This is a genomic window from Chitinophaga agri (assembly GCF_010093065.1).
Classification (GTDB): Bacteria; Bacteroidota; Bacteroidia; order Chitinophagales; family Chitinophagaceae; genus Chitinophaga; species Chitinophaga agri.
The window spans coordinates 6,481,642-6,496,962 of record NZ_CP048113.1 but is presented as its reverse complement, the minus strand read 5'-3'; the positions used below and the strand labels follow the sequence as shown (position 1 = coordinate 6,496,962).

Annotated in this window: 15 protein-coding genes; 7 read left to right on the top strand and 8 right to left on the bottom strand. The window is 46.6% G+C overall.

Going from position 1 to position 15,321, the window contains the following annotated elements; translation table 11 throughout:
- The first annotated feature begins 176 nt into the window (after positions 1 to 176).
- The gene (locus GWR21_RS26055; protein WP_162334642.1) at positions 177 to 1,559 is read left to right on the top strand and encodes an alginate export family protein; all 1,383 of its coding nucleotides are present in this window, start codon (positions 177 to 179) and stop codon (positions 1,557 to 1,559) included.
- A gap of 2 nt (positions 1,560 to 1,561) precedes the next feature.
- The gene (locus GWR21_RS26050) at positions 1,562 to 2,269 is read left to right on the top strand and encodes a M17 family peptidase N-terminal domain-containing protein (protein WP_162334641.1); all 708 of its coding nucleotides are present in this window, start codon (positions 1,562 to 1,564) and stop codon (positions 2,267 to 2,269) included.
- 222 nt (positions 2,270 to 2,491) lie between these two features.
- Here the strand turns inward: GWR21_RS26050 and GWR21_RS26045 are convergent, their stop codons facing one another.
- The 6 genes from GWR21_RS26045 to GWR21_RS26020 all read right to left on the bottom strand — a co-directional run bounded on the left by GWR21_RS26045 (position 2,492) and on the right by GWR21_RS26020 (position 9,192).
- Positions 2,492 to 3,352, bottom strand: a complete 861-nt coding sequence (locus GWR21_RS26045) for a helix-turn-helix domain-containing protein (protein ID WP_162334640.1) — start codon at positions 3,350 to 3,352, stop codon at positions 2,492 to 2,494.
- A 141-nt stretch (positions 3,353 to 3,493) separates the two neighbouring features.
- On the bottom strand, positions 3,494 to 5,833 hold the full coding sequence (locus GWR21_RS26040; RefSeq protein WP_162334639.1) for a GAF domain-containing protein: 2,340 nt from the start codon (positions 5,831 to 5,833) through the stop codon (positions 3,494 to 3,496).
- 156 nt (positions 5,834 to 5,989) lie between these two features.
- Positions 5,990 to 6,808, bottom strand: coding sequence for an AraC family transcriptional regulator (locus tag GWR21_RS26035; RefSeq protein WP_162334638.1), 819 nt, complete (start codon positions 6,806 to 6,808; stop codon positions 5,990 to 5,992).
- 101 nt (positions 6,809 to 6,909) lie between these two features.
- The gene (locus GWR21_RS26030; RefSeq protein WP_162334637.1) at positions 6,910 to 8,016 is read right to left on the bottom strand and encodes a hypothetical protein; all 1,107 of its coding nucleotides are present in this window, start codon (positions 8,014 to 8,016) and stop codon (positions 6,910 to 6,912) included.
- An 8-nt stretch (positions 8,017 to 8,024) separates the two neighbouring features.
- Positions 8,025 to 8,663, bottom strand: coding sequence for a hypothetical protein (locus tag GWR21_RS26025; RefSeq protein WP_162334636.1), 639 nt, complete (start codon positions 8,661 to 8,663; stop codon positions 8,025 to 8,027).
- Positions 8,638 to 9,192 carry an RNA polymerase sigma factor gene (locus GWR21_RS26020; protein ID WP_162334635.1) on the bottom strand — a complete coding sequence of 185 codons (555 nt, stop codon included), beginning with the start codon at positions 9,190 to 9,192 and terminating at the stop codon, positions 8,638 to 8,640. Before GWR21_RS26020 ends, GWR21_RS26025 begins: the two co-directional genes overlap by 26 nt.
- Positions 9,193 to 9,308: 116 nt before the next feature.
- On the opposite strand from GWR21_RS26020, the gene GWR21_RS26015 reads away from it, so the two are divergent.
- Entirely contained in the window at positions 9,309 to 10,280 is a 972-nt protein-coding gene (locus GWR21_RS26015) for an SRPBCC family protein (RefSeq protein ID WP_162334634.1), read from the top strand.
- Complete coding sequence (locus tag GWR21_RS26010; protein WP_162334633.1) at positions 10,264 to 10,851, top strand: Zn-dependent protease; 588 nt, start codon at positions 10,264 to 10,266, stop codon at positions 10,849 to 10,851. The genes GWR21_RS26015 and GWR21_RS26010 overlap by 17 nt, the downstream gene beginning before the upstream one ends.
- A 1-nt stretch (position 10,852) precedes the next feature.
- On the opposite strand, the gene GWR21_RS26005 is transcribed toward GWR21_RS26010, so the two are convergent.
- Together GWR21_RS26005 and GWR21_RS26000 are read right to left on the bottom strand one after the other, a co-directional pair.
- Positions 10,853 to 11,488 (bottom strand): response regulator transcription factor, encoded by a 636-nt coding sequence (locus tag GWR21_RS26005; protein ID WP_162334632.1) that lies wholly within the window; start codon positions 11,486 to 11,488, stop codon positions 10,853 to 10,855.
- Entirely contained in the window at positions 11,478 to 13,460 is a 1,983-nt protein-coding gene (locus GWR21_RS26000) for a tetratricopeptide repeat-containing sensor histidine kinase (RefSeq protein ID WP_162334631.1), read from the bottom strand. The genes GWR21_RS26005 and GWR21_RS26000 overlap by 11 nt, the downstream gene beginning before the upstream one ends.
- 154 nt (positions 13,461 to 13,614) lie before the next feature.
- Here GWR21_RS26000 and GWR21_RS25995 point away from each other — a divergent pair, with 154 nt between their 5' ends.
- The 3 genes from GWR21_RS25995 to GWR21_RS25985 all read left to right on the top strand — a co-directional run bounded on the left by GWR21_RS25995 (position 13,615) and on the right by GWR21_RS25985 (position 15,281).
- Positions 13,615 to 14,001, top strand: coding sequence for a hypothetical protein (locus tag GWR21_RS25995; RefSeq protein ID WP_162334630.1), 387 nt, complete (start codon positions 13,615 to 13,617; stop codon positions 13,999 to 14,001).
- A gap of 149 nt (positions 14,002 to 14,150) precedes the next feature.
- Positions 14,151 to 14,510, top strand: coding sequence for a DUF6717 family protein (locus GWR21_RS25990; RefSeq protein ID WP_162334629.1), 360 nt, complete (start codon positions 14,151 to 14,153; stop codon positions 14,508 to 14,510).
- 75 nt (positions 14,511 to 14,585) lie between these two features.
- Positions 14,586 to 15,281, top strand: a complete 696-nt coding sequence (locus GWR21_RS25985; protein ID WP_162334628.1) for a hypothetical protein — start codon at positions 14,586 to 14,588, stop codon at positions 15,279 to 15,281.
- Positions 15,282 to 15,321 lie beyond the last annotated feature (40 nt).

Below are 15,321 nucleotides of genomic sequence, written 5' to 3'. Positions count from 1 at the left end.
TTGCGGCATTTTCTTTTTACCCCTAATTATTTTCCCGGTTTATGGAAATGTACATCAATTGCGATGATTTGGCGATCCGGCGAACTACCTCTTTCTGATAACTTTGATGCCGGAAGATTGTTATTAAATAAAACACCGTATCAGGCTCACTCCTCCGGGGCGGAATACGCATCACCATGAAGAAACACCTTGCATTCGTATTGGTACTTTTTCTGTACCTCGGTATACACCCCCTGTATGCGCAACAGTTTAAACTGATGCGTTTCAATGAGGATTACTATTACCTGCGGAACGATACCACCGGCCACTGGTACAATCACATCAAATATGTACCCCTCTTTAGTAAAGACCATTTTTACCTATCCTTCGGGGGGGAAGCCCGCTATGAATATGCCGCATCTTTTCACGAAGAATGGGAGAAGGATGGTATGAACTATAACGGCCTGGTAATGCAGCGATATAACCTGCATGCGGACCTGCACCTGGGCCCTCACGTCAGGGTATTTGCACAGATGAGCAGTGCGCTGGAAAGCTTCAGCAAAGTACCTTCTCCACCAGTGAACAAAGACGAACTAAATGTGCAGAACCTCTTTGTGGACGTTACCCTGAAGACCTGGACGGCCAAGCAGCGTAAGCTGGTAGCACGGGCCGGCAGACAGGAACTGGACTACGGCACCGGCAGACTGATATCCGTAAGGGAAGGTACTAACGTACGTAAATATTTCACAGGTGGTAAAGTAATGTATAACGCACCAAGGTTTGGCGTAGATGCCTTCTTTATGATGGACGACGAAGTGAACCCGGGCGTGTTTGATAACCACACCATCCGGGAGGCGAACCTGTGGGGAGCCTATTCCTACATCATCCTGCCCGGACAGGGTAATTTCGACATCTACTATCTCGGACACCGTAAAGACAATGCGCGGTTTGAAGAGGGTGTAGCCGAAGAGTCAAGGCATACTGCCGCAGTACGCTACTGGAAATATGGTGGCGGCTTTATTTACAACCTGGAAGCCGCATACCAGTTCGGCACTTTCGGAGGAGGCAGGATCAATGCATGGACTACCGCCATTGATATTGGTTACATGTTTGAACATGCGAGGTTCCGGCCCACGATCGCCCTGCGTAACGACTATATCTCCGGTGATAAAACGCCCGGTGATGGCAACCTGCAAACGTTCAATCCTCTGTATCCAAAAGGAGGTTACTTTGGATTCAATCCGCGTATCGGACCATCGAATCTGATAGACCTGCATCCGTATGGTAATCTGACATTCAGTGATAAATTCTCTATGCAGGCGGATGTGGTTTTTAACTGGCGTTACTCCACCGGCGATGGTATATACCGGCCCAGTGGTTCCTTCAACGTGGCGGGCGCAGGCTCTGACGAACGTTATATAGGAACAGCCTATCTGCTGAGCGCAGACTATGCATTCAGCAAATTCATTAAACTGAGTTGCGGTATGCAGTATTTTGAGACCGGTGCATTTATCGATCATCTGGTCACTTCTCCTGTTAATTCATATTTCTTCAATACACAGTTATCATTTAAGTTTTAGATATGAGAACAATTAAAACAACACTGACAGGCCTGCTGCTTTCATTTGTATTCGCAGTACAGGCGCAGGTAAAGGATCTGCCCGCACTTGGCACGTCCGCTATAGTAGGCAAAGCAAATGGCGTAGCCGTAGAAGTAAAAGTAATGGGGCCATCCGGACAGGAAACACCTTTACAGATCGCGTGTGTATTTGAGTATACGGAAGGAGATATTACCAATCCGCCTGCATTACCAGCTAATCTGAATGGTATGCTGCACCTGGATGAATCATTACATGGTATCATCACTGAGCTGCGGAAGAGTGGCAAGTTTACAGGACATGCATTCGAAACCATCCTGATCACCCCTCCTCCCGGCACTGTCAAGGCAAAACAGGTACTGCTGATCGGTCTGGGCGACAGGAATAAATTCAACGCAGATGTGATGTATACTATTGGGGCTATCGGTATGAGAGAAGCACTGAGACTCGGAGTAACGTCTTATTCACATGCCAGCGATATCAAAGATGCAGGTATCGATTCTAATACGAAAGAAGTGGCCGAAAATGTAGTGAAAGGAGCACTGGATGCTTACAACACACAGATCCATCTGAAAGAGAAAAAAATGTCTGCGTTCAAACCAGTGGTAAAGCTGACACTGTTATCAGGACCAGCTTTTTACGCACCTTCATCTGAAGCCATAAAAGAAGCATTAGCAGCCTACCAGAAATAATCTTCCCATTTATTAACATACAAGAACCAGGAAGTAGTTGGCAACAACAGCTTCCTGGTTTTTGCATTCGTAGTGTATTCACAACCTATAACTATACTACAGGGCAATAAAAAACCTGGCAGCGGATGTAACATCTTCTGCCAGGTTATATTAATTTCTACGTGATGCAATTACTGAAAAAAGCCAGCTCTTTCCATGGGCAATTCCGGATTCTTTACCGTATCACACCATCTCTGCCATGCTATGCTTATACTTCGTATAGTTCATGCCTGTCTTCGCCTTAAAGAACTTGCTGAAGTGCGCCTGGTTATCAAATCCCAGATCAAAGGCAATTTCTTTCAGGCTGTTATCTGAATACAGAATGCGGCGTTTTGCTTCCAGTATGATCTGTTTGTGGATCTGATAGCTTACGGTAAAACCTGTTACTTTCTTTACTGCTGCATTCAGGTAGTTAGGGGTCACACTCAATGCATCTGCATAATCTGACACTCTCTTACGGGTAATAAAATGCTGTTTCAGCATCTTCATGAATTTCCTGGCTATATCACCTTCTCTCGAAAGCACCTGTGTTTGTCCCATCAGTCCCAGCTCTCTGGATAAATAGATCATAAATACATTCAGTAGTCCTGATAATACTTCTGAACGCATCCAGAGATTACATTCACACTCACGCTGCATCTTCTTCACGATCTCTTCCAGCTCTTCCTGCATCTCTTCATCCGCCCGGAAGCTGAGTAACTGCATATTCAGAATGGATTCTTCGAAAGAAGACATCATATCTTTCAGGTGATAGGACAGGTACAGGCAATCTGGTGCGAAAGAAATATAATAACCACTTACAGGACCATCCAGCTGAAACTTGCGCAGCTGGCCAGGCAGAAAACAATAGATCTGGTTCTCTTCGACAGGCATCGTCTTTCCATCTGCTTCTACTATGCCGGTACCATATTTACACCATAATATCTCGACATGCTCCGGTTTATAAGTCTGCTGATCGGATAGCTCATTGATCATTTCTGCTGATTCAAATGCATGGATCTGAATCTTTGATTTCAATTGCGTGTTCTCAGTATTATAGATCATAAAGGTGGCAGATTTAATTACCACTTATAAGACAATCGAGATGCCACGTGAATAATCAAATGAAAAACAACAACTTATAAAAAAATCCACAGCATTACAACTTACGATATATCGTAGTTTTATGGTCCTGCGGTTATGACGTCATAAATCCGCTACCCCTACTCTCAGCGCTCTTAACCCGCTTAATCCCTGCAGATCTTCCAGTTCCAGTTCTTCCAGGTCGTTATTCAACGTTCCTTTCTCCTGCAGATAGTGAATGAACGGCAGGTAGTCTTCTATGTCCTTATTATCAAAATAGATCAGCACTATTTTGTCAGGTGCAGTCAGTCTTTCTTCGGAATTGCGCAGACGCACCTTGTCAATCCGCTTTTTGATCATCTGGTACCGGATGTTATAGGCGCCTTCCACATCAAATTTGCGCTCATCCGCCCTGAAACTGATATCAATGGTATGGTTATGCACAAAGATCAGCTGTGTGGTACGCAACGGCACCGGCATGTCAGGCACGAGAGAGGCCGTCAGTTTAGCCACGGCAGCCATGGAAGATAACTGCCACAACCGCAGGTTCTTCAGGTGAAAATGATTGAACGGCTGGTCCGGTGCAAAGGCTTGTCCGATATAGATATCGTATTCTATACCATCCGTACGGAACTTTTCAAAATAGCAGGGATAGGAAGTCTGAAGGGTATCCTTCTCTGCTTCAAAGTAGTTATTCACGACGGTATTGATCATCTGCATGGACAGTTCCAGTGCATGTTTGCTACCATGCAGATTGCTATTGAACTTTTCGAGCGCAGCCAGGTATTCCTGTAATATCAGGCTGTTCCCGTTCTGTTTGGAGAGATGTGTCAGATAGGGCGTGGTCTCTTCCCGGAAAAAGGTTACCAGCCGGTTCTCATCATTCGCGTTCAGTTGCTGCACGCCCAGGACCTCCCTCCATTTTCCACATTTATAGATCATTTCTTCCTGTAGGACAGAGTGATGGTCGGCCTGCAATGACTGTAGTGTCTTCGTGAGCAGGGTCAGGTGACTATCCAGGTCTGTAATGATGGCTTTGTTCCTTTCGATGGTTGAGTTCCGGATATCTACGGCGCCATACAGTGGGTACACCCCGCAGAACTGGATCGTCTCAGCCGCCTCGGGCAGTCCTTTTTTCCTGTTATGCAGATAATGCCAGGCGACTTCGTTGAACTTCCATTGAACAGAAGGCTGGATAGAGGTAAATTTTTCCTTGATGATCGTTTCGATCTCCAGGTTAAACTCATCAATATAGACCTCAAACAACTGGGCAATGGCTGGTAATGCCGGCTCGAGCAATGAAACAGTGGATTCTTCGAACGTCTCATCTTCCCAGGTATGCATGGCCAGCACTCCCACCGGTTGCCGGCTGTAGAATACGGGCAGCAAAGCCAGTGAGCGGACCTTCAGTTTACGGAAGTGTTCCAGAAAGGTCACTTCCATCTCTTTCGGACCAAAAAGGTCGCGGGAGAAGAAGGAGTTAGGATTGGAAAAGTACCCTTTAGCCTGCTTACGGAACACCTCCGGAGATAATCTGTCGCCCCACACTTCAAACAGGATACCTGTTCCTGCTTTCTTATATCCGTAGACAGGCTCATTATTGATCTTCACAAGCGGGAAGAGGTCAAATTCTATCTTTTTATTACCAACAATGGTCTTCAGTGACTGAATCACATGCTGGTAACTGGATTCATCATTATCAGGTGTACGGGCCAGTCTGACATTCTCGATATTATCCACTGCCTTTTGTACCGTTACGTCAGACACGGATATAACACACAATCCCCTGAAACGGAAGGCGGATAACGGCAGGATCTTCTCGAAGGCCTCATGACCGGCATTTTCTGCGAGCAAAAGGGAGATCTCGCCGAAATCGGGCACAGGCAGCTCTCCTACGGGTTCAACCTCCAGAAAGTCGGTGTTGATATGTACCTGGAAATATTGTAATAATCCTGTTTCAGTATTAATGCCCGCATGGTACTGTTCTGTCTTCACGGACATGCGGAAGTTATATAACCGTTGCAACACAAAGGAATAGATCATCTGCAGCCGGCTCTTATGGAATTCTTCCGGGGTTTTGGTCATGATATACTTTTCATGATCAGCCACCTTGCTTTCCATGAGATGATACAACATTTCTGTGCCATAAAACAGGATTGGCTGAAAGGGGAAGCTGATCCCCCATGCCAGTTCGGCTTCCTCTGCGAGGGGTGGTGACAGGCATACGTAGATCTGCTCCAGGAGTTCGGCATATTCATGCACGTTCTCCATGGTAATATCCTTATCATGTACATTGTACTTATCAAACAGTTCAAGTGTATTCCTGTAGATACCAGCCTTGGCGGTTCTTTCCCCGGCCACTCTCCTGCGGAGATAGTCAGTAAAAGGTTTAAAGGAAATAGCCACGTCCAGCTGTAAAGGGATGGCCGTGGTACCGGACATGTCCAGTATGTTCTTTTTCATGTGCAGATTCTTTGGCGGATTACTACAAATTTAATGAACATACGTTAGAACCGGGCAACTGCTATCGTCAGGCGGCACACTTATGTCATTACTGATTTACGTTAGCTATATTGGTTCAAGTAACATGCCAGTTGATATGGCATCGACCGGCACCTTTCACAGGGTGAGCTGTTGTTTCCTGAAGGCAGAAGGTGTGAGATGGAAATACGCCTTAAAGGCCCTGTTCAGGTGGCTTTCATCGCTATAACCAAATTCCTCTGCCAGCTGGGTGAGGGTCCTGTTACGGTTCACAAACTGATGAGCGATCAGCTTCAATGCATATTCCTGCACATACTTTTTGTAGGCACTGCCAGTAGCGTTTTTAAAATACTGGTTAAAATAGCTTTTGCTGATATGGAAGGTTTCCGCCATTTTCTGTACCGACAGCAGATGTTTGTCAGCTATATGCTGATGGATATAACTAAGGATTGCCTGGATCTTATCATCTTTGGCAGCAGATAGCTGTTCGGCCGCGTCTTTGGCTGTGAGGGCGATGATCAGGGACAAGGCATTTTTGATAATGATCTGCTGATGTGCAGATTCCTTCCGGTGCTCCCGGATGATCAGTTCCATGAGCGGCATGATATCTTTTTTGTTACTACCCTGCGATGATACCTTGCGATAAGGAGAGGACAATGTGGTGAACAGTTCCCTGAACTTATCATCCTGCATAAAATCACGGAAGAAGTCCGCATGAAATTTCACCAGGCAGATGGCACTGCGTTCCTGGAATACAAAGAAGTGATTATCCTGTGGCGCCAGCATGAAAAGGTCTCCCTGTTCATAGTTATAAGTACTGCCATTGATCATATGCTGGCCTCTTCCCCGCATAATGTACAAGAGCTCAAAATGCGTATGCTTATGCAGTGGCAAGGGCCAGATATCCTTTATTACATAATCAATCTCCAGTTGCTGGGTGAGGTTCCTGATATGCATAGCCGGAAATTACGGGTATTTCCGTTAATTGTATAGCCTGTGAAGACAAACAGCCGGTCAAATGACCAGCTGCTGACTATCTGCTGTTGAACTGACCACTATCAGAAACTTTGTATCAACCGGATACCCGGGGTCACACCTTTGAATGCATCATGGAAATAGATGACAGGTTCTATCTTGGTCTTTCCTTCGAACAAGGACATACGTCCGATGCCTACACGAAAAGTATTCTTCTCAATATAGTCGCCACTGCGGTGTATGAGATAACTCACAGAGGTCACAAACTGGAGGTACGGTTCTTTCTTTTCCTGGTCTCTCTTAGCGGGGCCGACACCATAGACCAGCGTGATAAAGTCATTCCGGTAGGTTTTCAGCTTACCGGCAGCATCCTTACCAAAGAAGAAGTTAGGCTCCCAGTACGCACCAAATTCATGTACCCTGCGACCGCTACCCAGTGTTGTGCCTACGACGGCAGTTGCTCCGAGGGTGAAGGATGGCACAAAATAATTTTTATAGTTCTGGATATTAACGGCACCATTGAACGACAGGTAATCACCGTGACCATTTACACCGCCACCGGTGACACGGGCAGAGATCATATAATCCTTCCGGATATGCATCATACCCTTATCGTCCTTCACCCAGTCGGAGTGTACGTTGTCTCTCAGACTGACAAGTTTTGCCTGCAGGCGACCATCCGCATAAACCGACAGGTCCTGCAGCTGGTTCACAAAAAAGCTGATCCTGAAACGGTGTACTTCCTTCTTTCCCGGCACTGGCACCATACCAATAAAGTGTACTGTATCCTGTTCCAGTTTTAATGCGGCGATATCTCCCTGCTGTACGAGGTAACTGGTAGCAGCGGGCCTGAACTGCCGGAAGCGGATCTTCTTGGCCACAGGAGGCTCCATGACATAGTCGATACGTTTGACAGACAGTTCATCTGTCAGCGAATCTTTTAATGGCGCGAGGTCTTTGAGGAATATTCTCAGCAGGGAATCGATATTACCGATACGTGCGAGGTCCTTCATATCCACTAGTTCCACCTGCATTTTACCACCTTTGTCCAGTGAGATCAGGAAACGTTTGTTGATCTCCTGTTGCGGTACATCAAAGATCCTGTCTTCATTGGAAGCTGGTCGTTCCTGGGCATGCAGCATCCCGGTGATGCCCGTCAGGAGCATCAGTAAGTACATTTTTCCTTTCATGTTGTTATCTAGTTTTTGGGTGGGTTACCCGTGTTGGAAGACCGGTCAGCTACAACCTGACTGGCAAAGCCTGCCGGCCCGCTGATAGCGACTTTAAATTGTTTATGTTCAGGATAGATATAAGTATTGCCAATGACATCACCACCGACATCGTTAATGTGTACGACACGCATCTGACGGGGAGCGGGTGTGGCAACCGGAGGCACGGTAGCCACTAAAGGTGCGCCGGGTAATGGCAGCTCTATCGTACACGCAACACCGGCTGTAGAGGCGACAGGCGTATCTGCCAGGTGGCGGAGCGGCTTACGCACGCTGGTAGCGATCGTCTTTTGCTTCACCGGGATGTCCTTCTTTACAGGTATCGCCACAACAGACGGCGTAGCCGTAGCGGGTTGCTGCGTCAGTGGTAAAGATGGTATAACGGCTGTTTCCTTTTCCTTTGGCAGGAAAGGCAACAGTGCTACCAGCAGGATGCAGGCGGCAGCAGCCCACCAGTACCATCCCACTCTTTTCTTCGATGGCTGTGGGGCCATCCGGAGTTGCAGCCGGTCCCAGGCGGCGGCTTTGTTGAAAGACGCTTCTCCCGGCAGACTGCTCAGTCCATCCAGTTTGTCCATGAGACTATTGCTGCGTTCTTCGTTTGACATATTCAATATTTTGCTGCGTAAGCATTTTTTGCAATAACGATTTCGCCTTGCTCAGCTGTGACTTGGAAGTACCTTCCGAGATGCCCAGCAGGGCGGCTATTTCACCATGATTCATGCCTTCAATCACATACAGGTTAAAAACCGTTCTGTAACCGGCGGGCAACTGTATCACCAGATTGAAGATCTCGGCGGCAGAGAGGCTGTTCAGTACATCTTCTTCCAGGACGACCGTGTCCGCCACTTCGGAGACGATCACGAAGGAATTTTTCTTCCGCAGGAACATCAGACACTCATTGATCATGACCTTTTTCAGCCAGGTATATAAGGCTGCTTCTCCCTGGTACTGCAATCCGGGTAGTGCAGCATAGAATTTGTAAAACCCGTCCAGTAACAACTCCTCTGCATCCTGCTCATTCCTGACATACCGGCGGCATACCATCAGCATCCTGTCTGACAATGCATCAAACAGGCATTTCTGGGCGGCAGCGCTGCCTTTTTTAGCTTCTTTTATCCATAATGGTATCGCCAAGGTGATAACGGGTTTATGCTACTATAAATGCAGTTTACTTAGAAAGGGTTGCCTGGTCAAATAAATTTATTTGCCGGGGTCGTTTTATCTATCTTTGCGGTAATTATCCCTTACCAATGTCACCTATACTGAAGAAGCTATTGCCTGCAATGCTTATCCCCCTTGTATTCGCCTTATTTGTGCGGTTATTATTTGGCATAGATGGTCTATGGGGCCTTTTCGGTGTTATGACCATTGGCTTCCTTTTCTTTATGCCATTTGCCATGGGCGCGTTACTGATTTACTTTTCCAGCATCGAAATGGTAAAAAAGAACTGGTATTGTATTCTCATCCCCTGGATACCTGTATTTCTCTTCCTGGCCATTACCCTGTTATTTAGCATTGAAGGACTGGCCTGCTGGCTGATGGCGCTCCCGCTGTTCATGCTGGCGGCTTCTCTTGGTGGTATAATTGGCGCACGTACAAAGATCAACAGGGAGAATGGTAAAACACTGCATATCTCTCTGATCGTATTACTGCCATTGATATTATCACCACTGGAACAGCAGCTGGCGCAGATACCCGGAAGGTATAAAGCATATACCTCCATCGATATTCATGCTTCGAAAGAACAGATCTGGAGCCATGTGACCAGGGTAAGTGAGATCAGTGCCGAGCAGGATAAGGGCTGGCCAACCCGGACACTCGGTTTTCCCCGTCCGATAAAAGCAGAACTGAACTATGAAGGGCTGGGGGGCTACAGAAAAGCAATCTTCGACAAAGGGCTTGTCTTTGATGAAACAGTCATTGACTATGATCATGAACGTAAAATGACGTTCACTATCAGGGCCAATCCATTTGATATTCCTTCTGCCGCTATGGACGAACATGTCGTGATCGGCGGTGATTATTTCGATGTGCTCAATGGTACCTATGAACTACAGCAGCTCGATAATGATACCTACAGACTACACCTGTACAGTCATTTTAAACTCACCACGTCCTTTAACTTCTATGCCAGCTGGTGGGCAGGCTTGATCATGAAAGACATCCAGAACAATATTCTACAGATCATCAAAACGAGAGCGGAACATGAAGGGCAGATATAGCTGGCTGTTACTGTGTATACTGCTCACAGCGTGTGAGCATGTGGCCCGTCAGTCGGAAACAGCGACCAGGCACGTGTTAATACTGCCACTTGGCAGGGTCAAAGATGTGCAGATCAGACAGGCCTACGAGGGCATCCGTAAGATCTATCCTAAGACGACAGTACTGCCTGCACAGGATATGCCGGCATTTACCTACTACGAACCACGTAACAGGAACAGGGCAGACTCGCTGATCGCCTGGATGAACCGGATGGCTAAGCCCAATGAAATATATGTAGGCATCACCATGCAGGATATCAGTACCAGTAAGGGCATGTTTAGTGATTATGGTGTGATGGGACTGGGCTATTGTCCGGGGAAGGCCTGTATTATTTCCAGCTACCGGCTAAAGAACAAACAGCATTTTTTTAAACTTGTCATTCATGAACTGGGACATAACATGGGACTCTCGCATTGTCCGGTGGCTACCTGTTATATGCGGGATGCCAAAGGTGGAGACCCTACCGCGGAGGAAACAGGTTTCTGCACCAGATGCAGCGCTTTCCTGCGTAAAAAGGGCTGGGACCTGTAATTTATAATAGCTTGTGCTCAACGGCAGTCCTGATGAGTAGTGCAACGTTCTTCACTTCAAACTTCTGCAACAGGCTTTTACGATGTGTTTCAACAGTCAGCGGACTTAAATGCAGTGTAGCTGCTATATCCGGTGTGGTTTGACCTTCGGCGATCAGTTGCAGTATTTCTTTTTCTCTTCTTGTCAGCCGGGGTATTCCTTTTAATTCGGTCACTGACGGCCGGGACATGATCTCTTTTACCGCCTGACTGAAAGTGATCTGTCCGCGCAGGGCCTCCTGTATACAGACGATCAGCTCATCGCCTGCAATATTCTTCAGCAGGTAACCGGAAGCGCCCTGCTGCAACATCTGCAATACCATACTGCGTTCGCTATGGTTGCTTAATGCCAGTACGATAGTAGCGGGAGATTGTCTCTTTATTTCCAGACACAGGTCAATACCACTGATATCAGGCAGACTGATATCAAGCAGTACGATGTCAACAGACTGCTGCTTTAGCAACGACAAAAATGAATGACCTGTTGTAAAGCAGCCCGCAATTGTAATTTCAGCTGCGCCCAGCAGCAGTTGCTGCAATCCCTCCAGTACGATCAGGTGATCGTCTACAATAGCCAGTGAGGCGCTCTTATCCGACATTCAGTTCAATGTTTATTGTTGTTCCGCCATTGATAACAGAGGTGATATCAATGACACCATTGAGAAAACCTACCCTGTTCTTCATATTGCTCAATCCTATTCCTTTTGTGTTCATCGCTGTGTCAAACCCCTTTCCATCATCTTCGAGTGTGATCAGGAACATATGTCCGTCCTGGCTACATTGCAGGATAATGTTTGAGGCATCGGCATGTCTGATGGCATTCGACAACATTTCCTGCACGATACGGTAGATGTGGATCTGCTTCTCTTCGGAGATGTGGCCGATTCCGTATGCCTGAAAATCAATATGCAGCTGGTCTGTCATCATCGATTCACACAGATCCCGCAGGGCTGTTTCCAAACCGAACTTCAACAGATTGACCGGCATCATATTATGCGCGATACGGCGTAACTCAGTGACAGAACTATCCACCTGTGAGATGATCTTTCCTAATTCCGTCCGCTGATCGGCAGCCCCGGACAGCTGTCCGGACAGGTTCAGCTTCACAGCAGCCAGCATACCACCAAGCCCATCATGCAGATCACGTGCCAATCTGTGACGTTCCTGTTCTTCTCCCTGTAATACGGCCTGTCCGAACTTCAGTCGCTGTTGCTGTTCTATCTCTGTTAGTTGCTGCTGATGGTTCAGCTCCTTCTGTTTCAGCAGCTTCCTGTTACTTCGGTAGTAGAGCAAGGCAAAGGTGGCGACAATGAGCAGGAACAGGCTGACGAGTGCAAACAACCAGCTGTATAACCGGCTGTTCCTGGCAGCCAGTGCTGCCTGTTCGGTCTTACCTTTGAGCGCAATGATCTGTTTCTGGCTCTCGGCGCGCTGGTACTTTATTTCCAGTGCGTTAATATCGTTAGCGACATCGCTTTCATGCAGACTGTCGCTGAGGTGTCTTGACTGTTTCAGCCATTCATAGGCAGGCTTCATATCTCCCAGTCCGGCGTAACTTTCTGCCAGCCCTTCGTAGATCTCCAGGCGGCTGCTGTTTAGTGCCATTACATCTTCATCCTTCATCAGCTCCAGCAGGATCTCTTTAGCAGGCGCATATATTTTAGCGGCTAACAGGGATTTGACCTTATAGAACTGTAACTCCTGGATGGCATACACTTTATTGGGGCCCTTGGCAGCAGCGATCCCTCTATCAAAGCAGCGGATGGCGTCCGTATATTTTTTCTCATGATGATAGTAAAGGCCTTCCACCATGTAGTGACCGGCATATAATTCCGACTCGGGATAAGGCGCGAGCAGCGGTTTTACTTCATCAACTGTTCTTTTTGCTTCATCATATTTCTTCAGGCAGATGTAGTTCTCCCCTGCCCTGTTATAAGCGGCGACCAGCCGGTGCGCAGATGCATGAATGGCTTTATAGATGCGGATAGCATCGTTCAGATAGATCTCTGCTTTATCATATTGTTCAAGGTTCATGAACGCCAGTCCAACCCCTACATACTGGAAGGCCAGGATACCGCTGTCACCCGCTTTGGAAGCCAGGGGGATTGCCTTGTTCAGCATAATATCGATATAGGCACGATCGTCATCACGTCTTTGCTGTATCACGGCGTAGTTGATGGCAACGTTTGCCCGTATCTGATAGGCGTCCTGGTTATTGAAAGTACTCAGCAGGCTATCCGCTTTTCTGAAAGCAGCTTCACTTCTGTCAATATCCGTACCGTAGTAGAGATACCCTTCATTTGCGTAGGCGACGCCATTGAGGAAGGTCGAGCCTTTACTTAAGCGGCGACCATCTTCAATACACTGTTTCGCTTTGGACGTATCTCTGGGAACCCAGTAGATGACCATGGCATAATAAGCTCTTGCTTTCAGACTATCCGGTCCAGGGCCTTTCAGGATCGTATTGAGACTATCGAAGTATCGCTGCTGATCAAGCGACATCTGGGCTTTACTGTCTACGGATATGGCTATGGTTATGATAAATATAATCAGGGTGCATATACGGATCATGGCCGAAAAATAGACAAAATACCTGGAAACAGGTAGAAATAAATCATGGGTTCCCGGTATTGCCGCCGCTGCCGGCAGTACCTAACTTTGTTGCCCGATGACAGGATACGCCGAAAACTGCATGTTAGAGTAGGCACTACTAAACCGTATTTTTATGAAGTTATTGAGAAATTATTCTTTACTGGCCCTTTTATTTTCACTGGTTTTTATTGGTTGCTCTAAAGACGATGATCCAAAGCCATCATCTTCTTCACACAAAGTGTATTTCAAGGCAATCGCCAGTACAGGTTCCGAAATCAGTGTAGCTGTATATGGATATGATTCCAAAACTACTACAGCATCCAGCCTGACAGGTACAACCTGGACAAGTCCGGAGATAGATGTACCAGCAGGTACCAATGCAGCCCTGGCCGTAGTAAGTGCTACAGGAGCGAATGCAAGTTCTACCCTGAAGCTGCAGGTATATGTAGATGGAGAAATGAAGGACGAAGGAACATCCAGCGGACAAGTTTTAAGTGCATCTGTTTCATATGAATTTTAGGTCTTTCTATTAGTTGAACCACGCTGTGCATAAGTGGTAAAACATCTTTTGTATTGTAATCCTAAACTTAAAAGGCAACATTTCCATGTTGCCTTTTTTATTGGTAGGCGACTATTACTTATCTTTGCCCCTCCCCAAAACCTATGTATATGAGAAAGACGTTCAGATTTTACAAAACGCCTGAAAACAGATGGTACATTGACTTACCGGAGTGGCAGGATGACATTGCGGCACTCGAAATGGTACTGGGCGCCGACACCATGCTGGATAAAGTAAGTGGGTATACGGACGAATGCCTGGTTGAGATGAGTGATGCCCCATTTGAAGGAGCCGACATCATCAGGCTGATAGAGAACTTACAACAGTCTATCGGCGGCGGCAACTACCTGATGGAAACGTTCAGAGGAACACCTGTTAACCAGGAAATGTGGCTTTGTGAAGTAACGGAATATGTGTTTGCCAGCCTGCCGGAACAGATTTATGTAAATGTTATCCAAAGCAATAATTAAGGTAAAAGGCTGGTCTTAGTGTCAGCCTTTTACTATTTTACCAACATCCTATACTTGTAGAAAACCTGATGAACCATGTTTCAGCACATTACCCTTTTTGCAAAAAGACATAATATACTGTCTTATCCCAACCCACAATGGAAGCCTAAAAACAGGATCTATTGCACCGCTGAACTGCAACTTGGATTCGGTGCGGTGATCAGATGGACACAGCACAATCCAATTAAACTGACTGCCATGATCAGCTTTTATAAAAAGCTATCGCGTCCAAGATATGGTACAGATGAGACACTTTATTCCTTTCAGATTGATAAATCAACGATTATAAGATGGAGAGATACACCAGATTGGAAAACTATCATACAGGTATTTAGTGTGGAGCATCGTTACTGGGACGGGACATTTACTCCGAAAGAAGAACTGGTGATCGAAAAGACTATTTCTACGGGCCTGGCATGCAGGTATGGCGACGATTTCTTCAATGCTGTGATACGGATGCTGATCCTGGGAGATGCCGAGGAGATGGTGCGCTATTTCGCGGAGCTGATCAACAGGGATAAACCTAAGTCAAAAGCTGAGTATAAGGTCGGACAACGGGTCACTACCATCGTCGGGCCGAATGTAAAAACAGAACGCACAGGGTATATTATTAGTATTGGCTACCATGAGAATGACAAAACGTATCTCTATTTCCTGATGGTAGATGGGGAAGTGCGTACCAAACGTTACCTACCCGGGGATCTCCGGCTTACTCCGCTGGCAGAAAAATGATCTTACCTGCTAGATTGAAAATTTTAACACTTTTATAAAT

What these genes read in the sequence shown, in the direction of transcription:
- GWR21_RS26055 (WP_162334642.1), top strand. Translation starts at nt 177, where the DNA reads ATGAAGAAACACCTTGCATTCGTATTGGTACTTTTTCTGTACCTCGGT.
- GWR21_RS26050 (WP_162334641.1), top strand. Translation starts at nt 1,562, where the DNA reads ATGAGAACAATTAAAACAACACTGACAGGCCTGCTGCTTTCATTTGTA.
- GWR21_RS26045 (WP_162334640.1), bottom strand. Translation starts at nt 3,352, where the DNA reads ATGATCTATAATACTGAGAACACGCAATTGAAATCAAAGATTCAGATC.
- GWR21_RS26040 (WP_162334639.1), bottom strand. Translation starts at nt 5,833, where the DNA reads ATGAAAAAGAACATACTGGACATGTCCGGTACCACGGCCATCCCTTTA.
- GWR21_RS26035 (WP_162334638.1), bottom strand. Translation starts at nt 6,808, where the DNA reads ATGCATATCAGGAACCTCACCCAGCAACTGGAGATTGATTATGTAATA.
- GWR21_RS26030 (WP_162334637.1), bottom strand. Translation starts at nt 8,016, where the DNA reads ATGAAAGGAAAAATGTACTTACTGATGCTCCTGACGGGCATCACCGGG.
- GWR21_RS26025 (WP_162334636.1), bottom strand. Translation starts at nt 8,663, where the DNA reads ATGTCAAACGAAGAACGCAGCAATAGTCTCATGGACAAACTGGATGGA.
- GWR21_RS26015 (WP_162334634.1), top strand. Translation starts at nt 9,309, where the DNA reads ATGTCACCTATACTGAAGAAGCTATTGCCTGCAATGCTTATCCCCCTT.
- GWR21_RS26010 (WP_162334633.1), top strand. Translation starts at nt 10,264, where the DNA reads ATGAAGGGCAGATATAGCTGGCTGTTACTGTGTATACTGCTCACAGCG.
- GWR21_RS26005 (WP_162334632.1), bottom strand. Translation starts at nt 11,488, where the DNA reads ATGTCGGATAAGAGCGCCTCACTGGCTATTGTAGACGATCACCTGATC.
- GWR21_RS26000 (WP_162334631.1), bottom strand. Translation starts at nt 13,460, where the DNA reads ATGATCCGTATATGCACCCTGATTATATTTATCATAACCATAGCCATA.
- GWR21_RS25995 (WP_162334630.1), top strand. Translation starts at nt 13,615, where the DNA reads ATGAAGTTATTGAGAAATTATTCTTTACTGGCCCTTTTATTTTCACTG.
- GWR21_RS25990 (WP_162334629.1), top strand. Translation starts at nt 14,151, where the DNA reads ATGAGAAAGACGTTCAGATTTTACAAAACGCCTGAAAACAGATGGTAC.
- GWR21_RS25985 (WP_162334628.1), top strand. Translation starts at nt 14,586, where the DNA reads ATGTTTCAGCACATTACCCTTTTTGCAAAAAGACATAATATACTGTCT.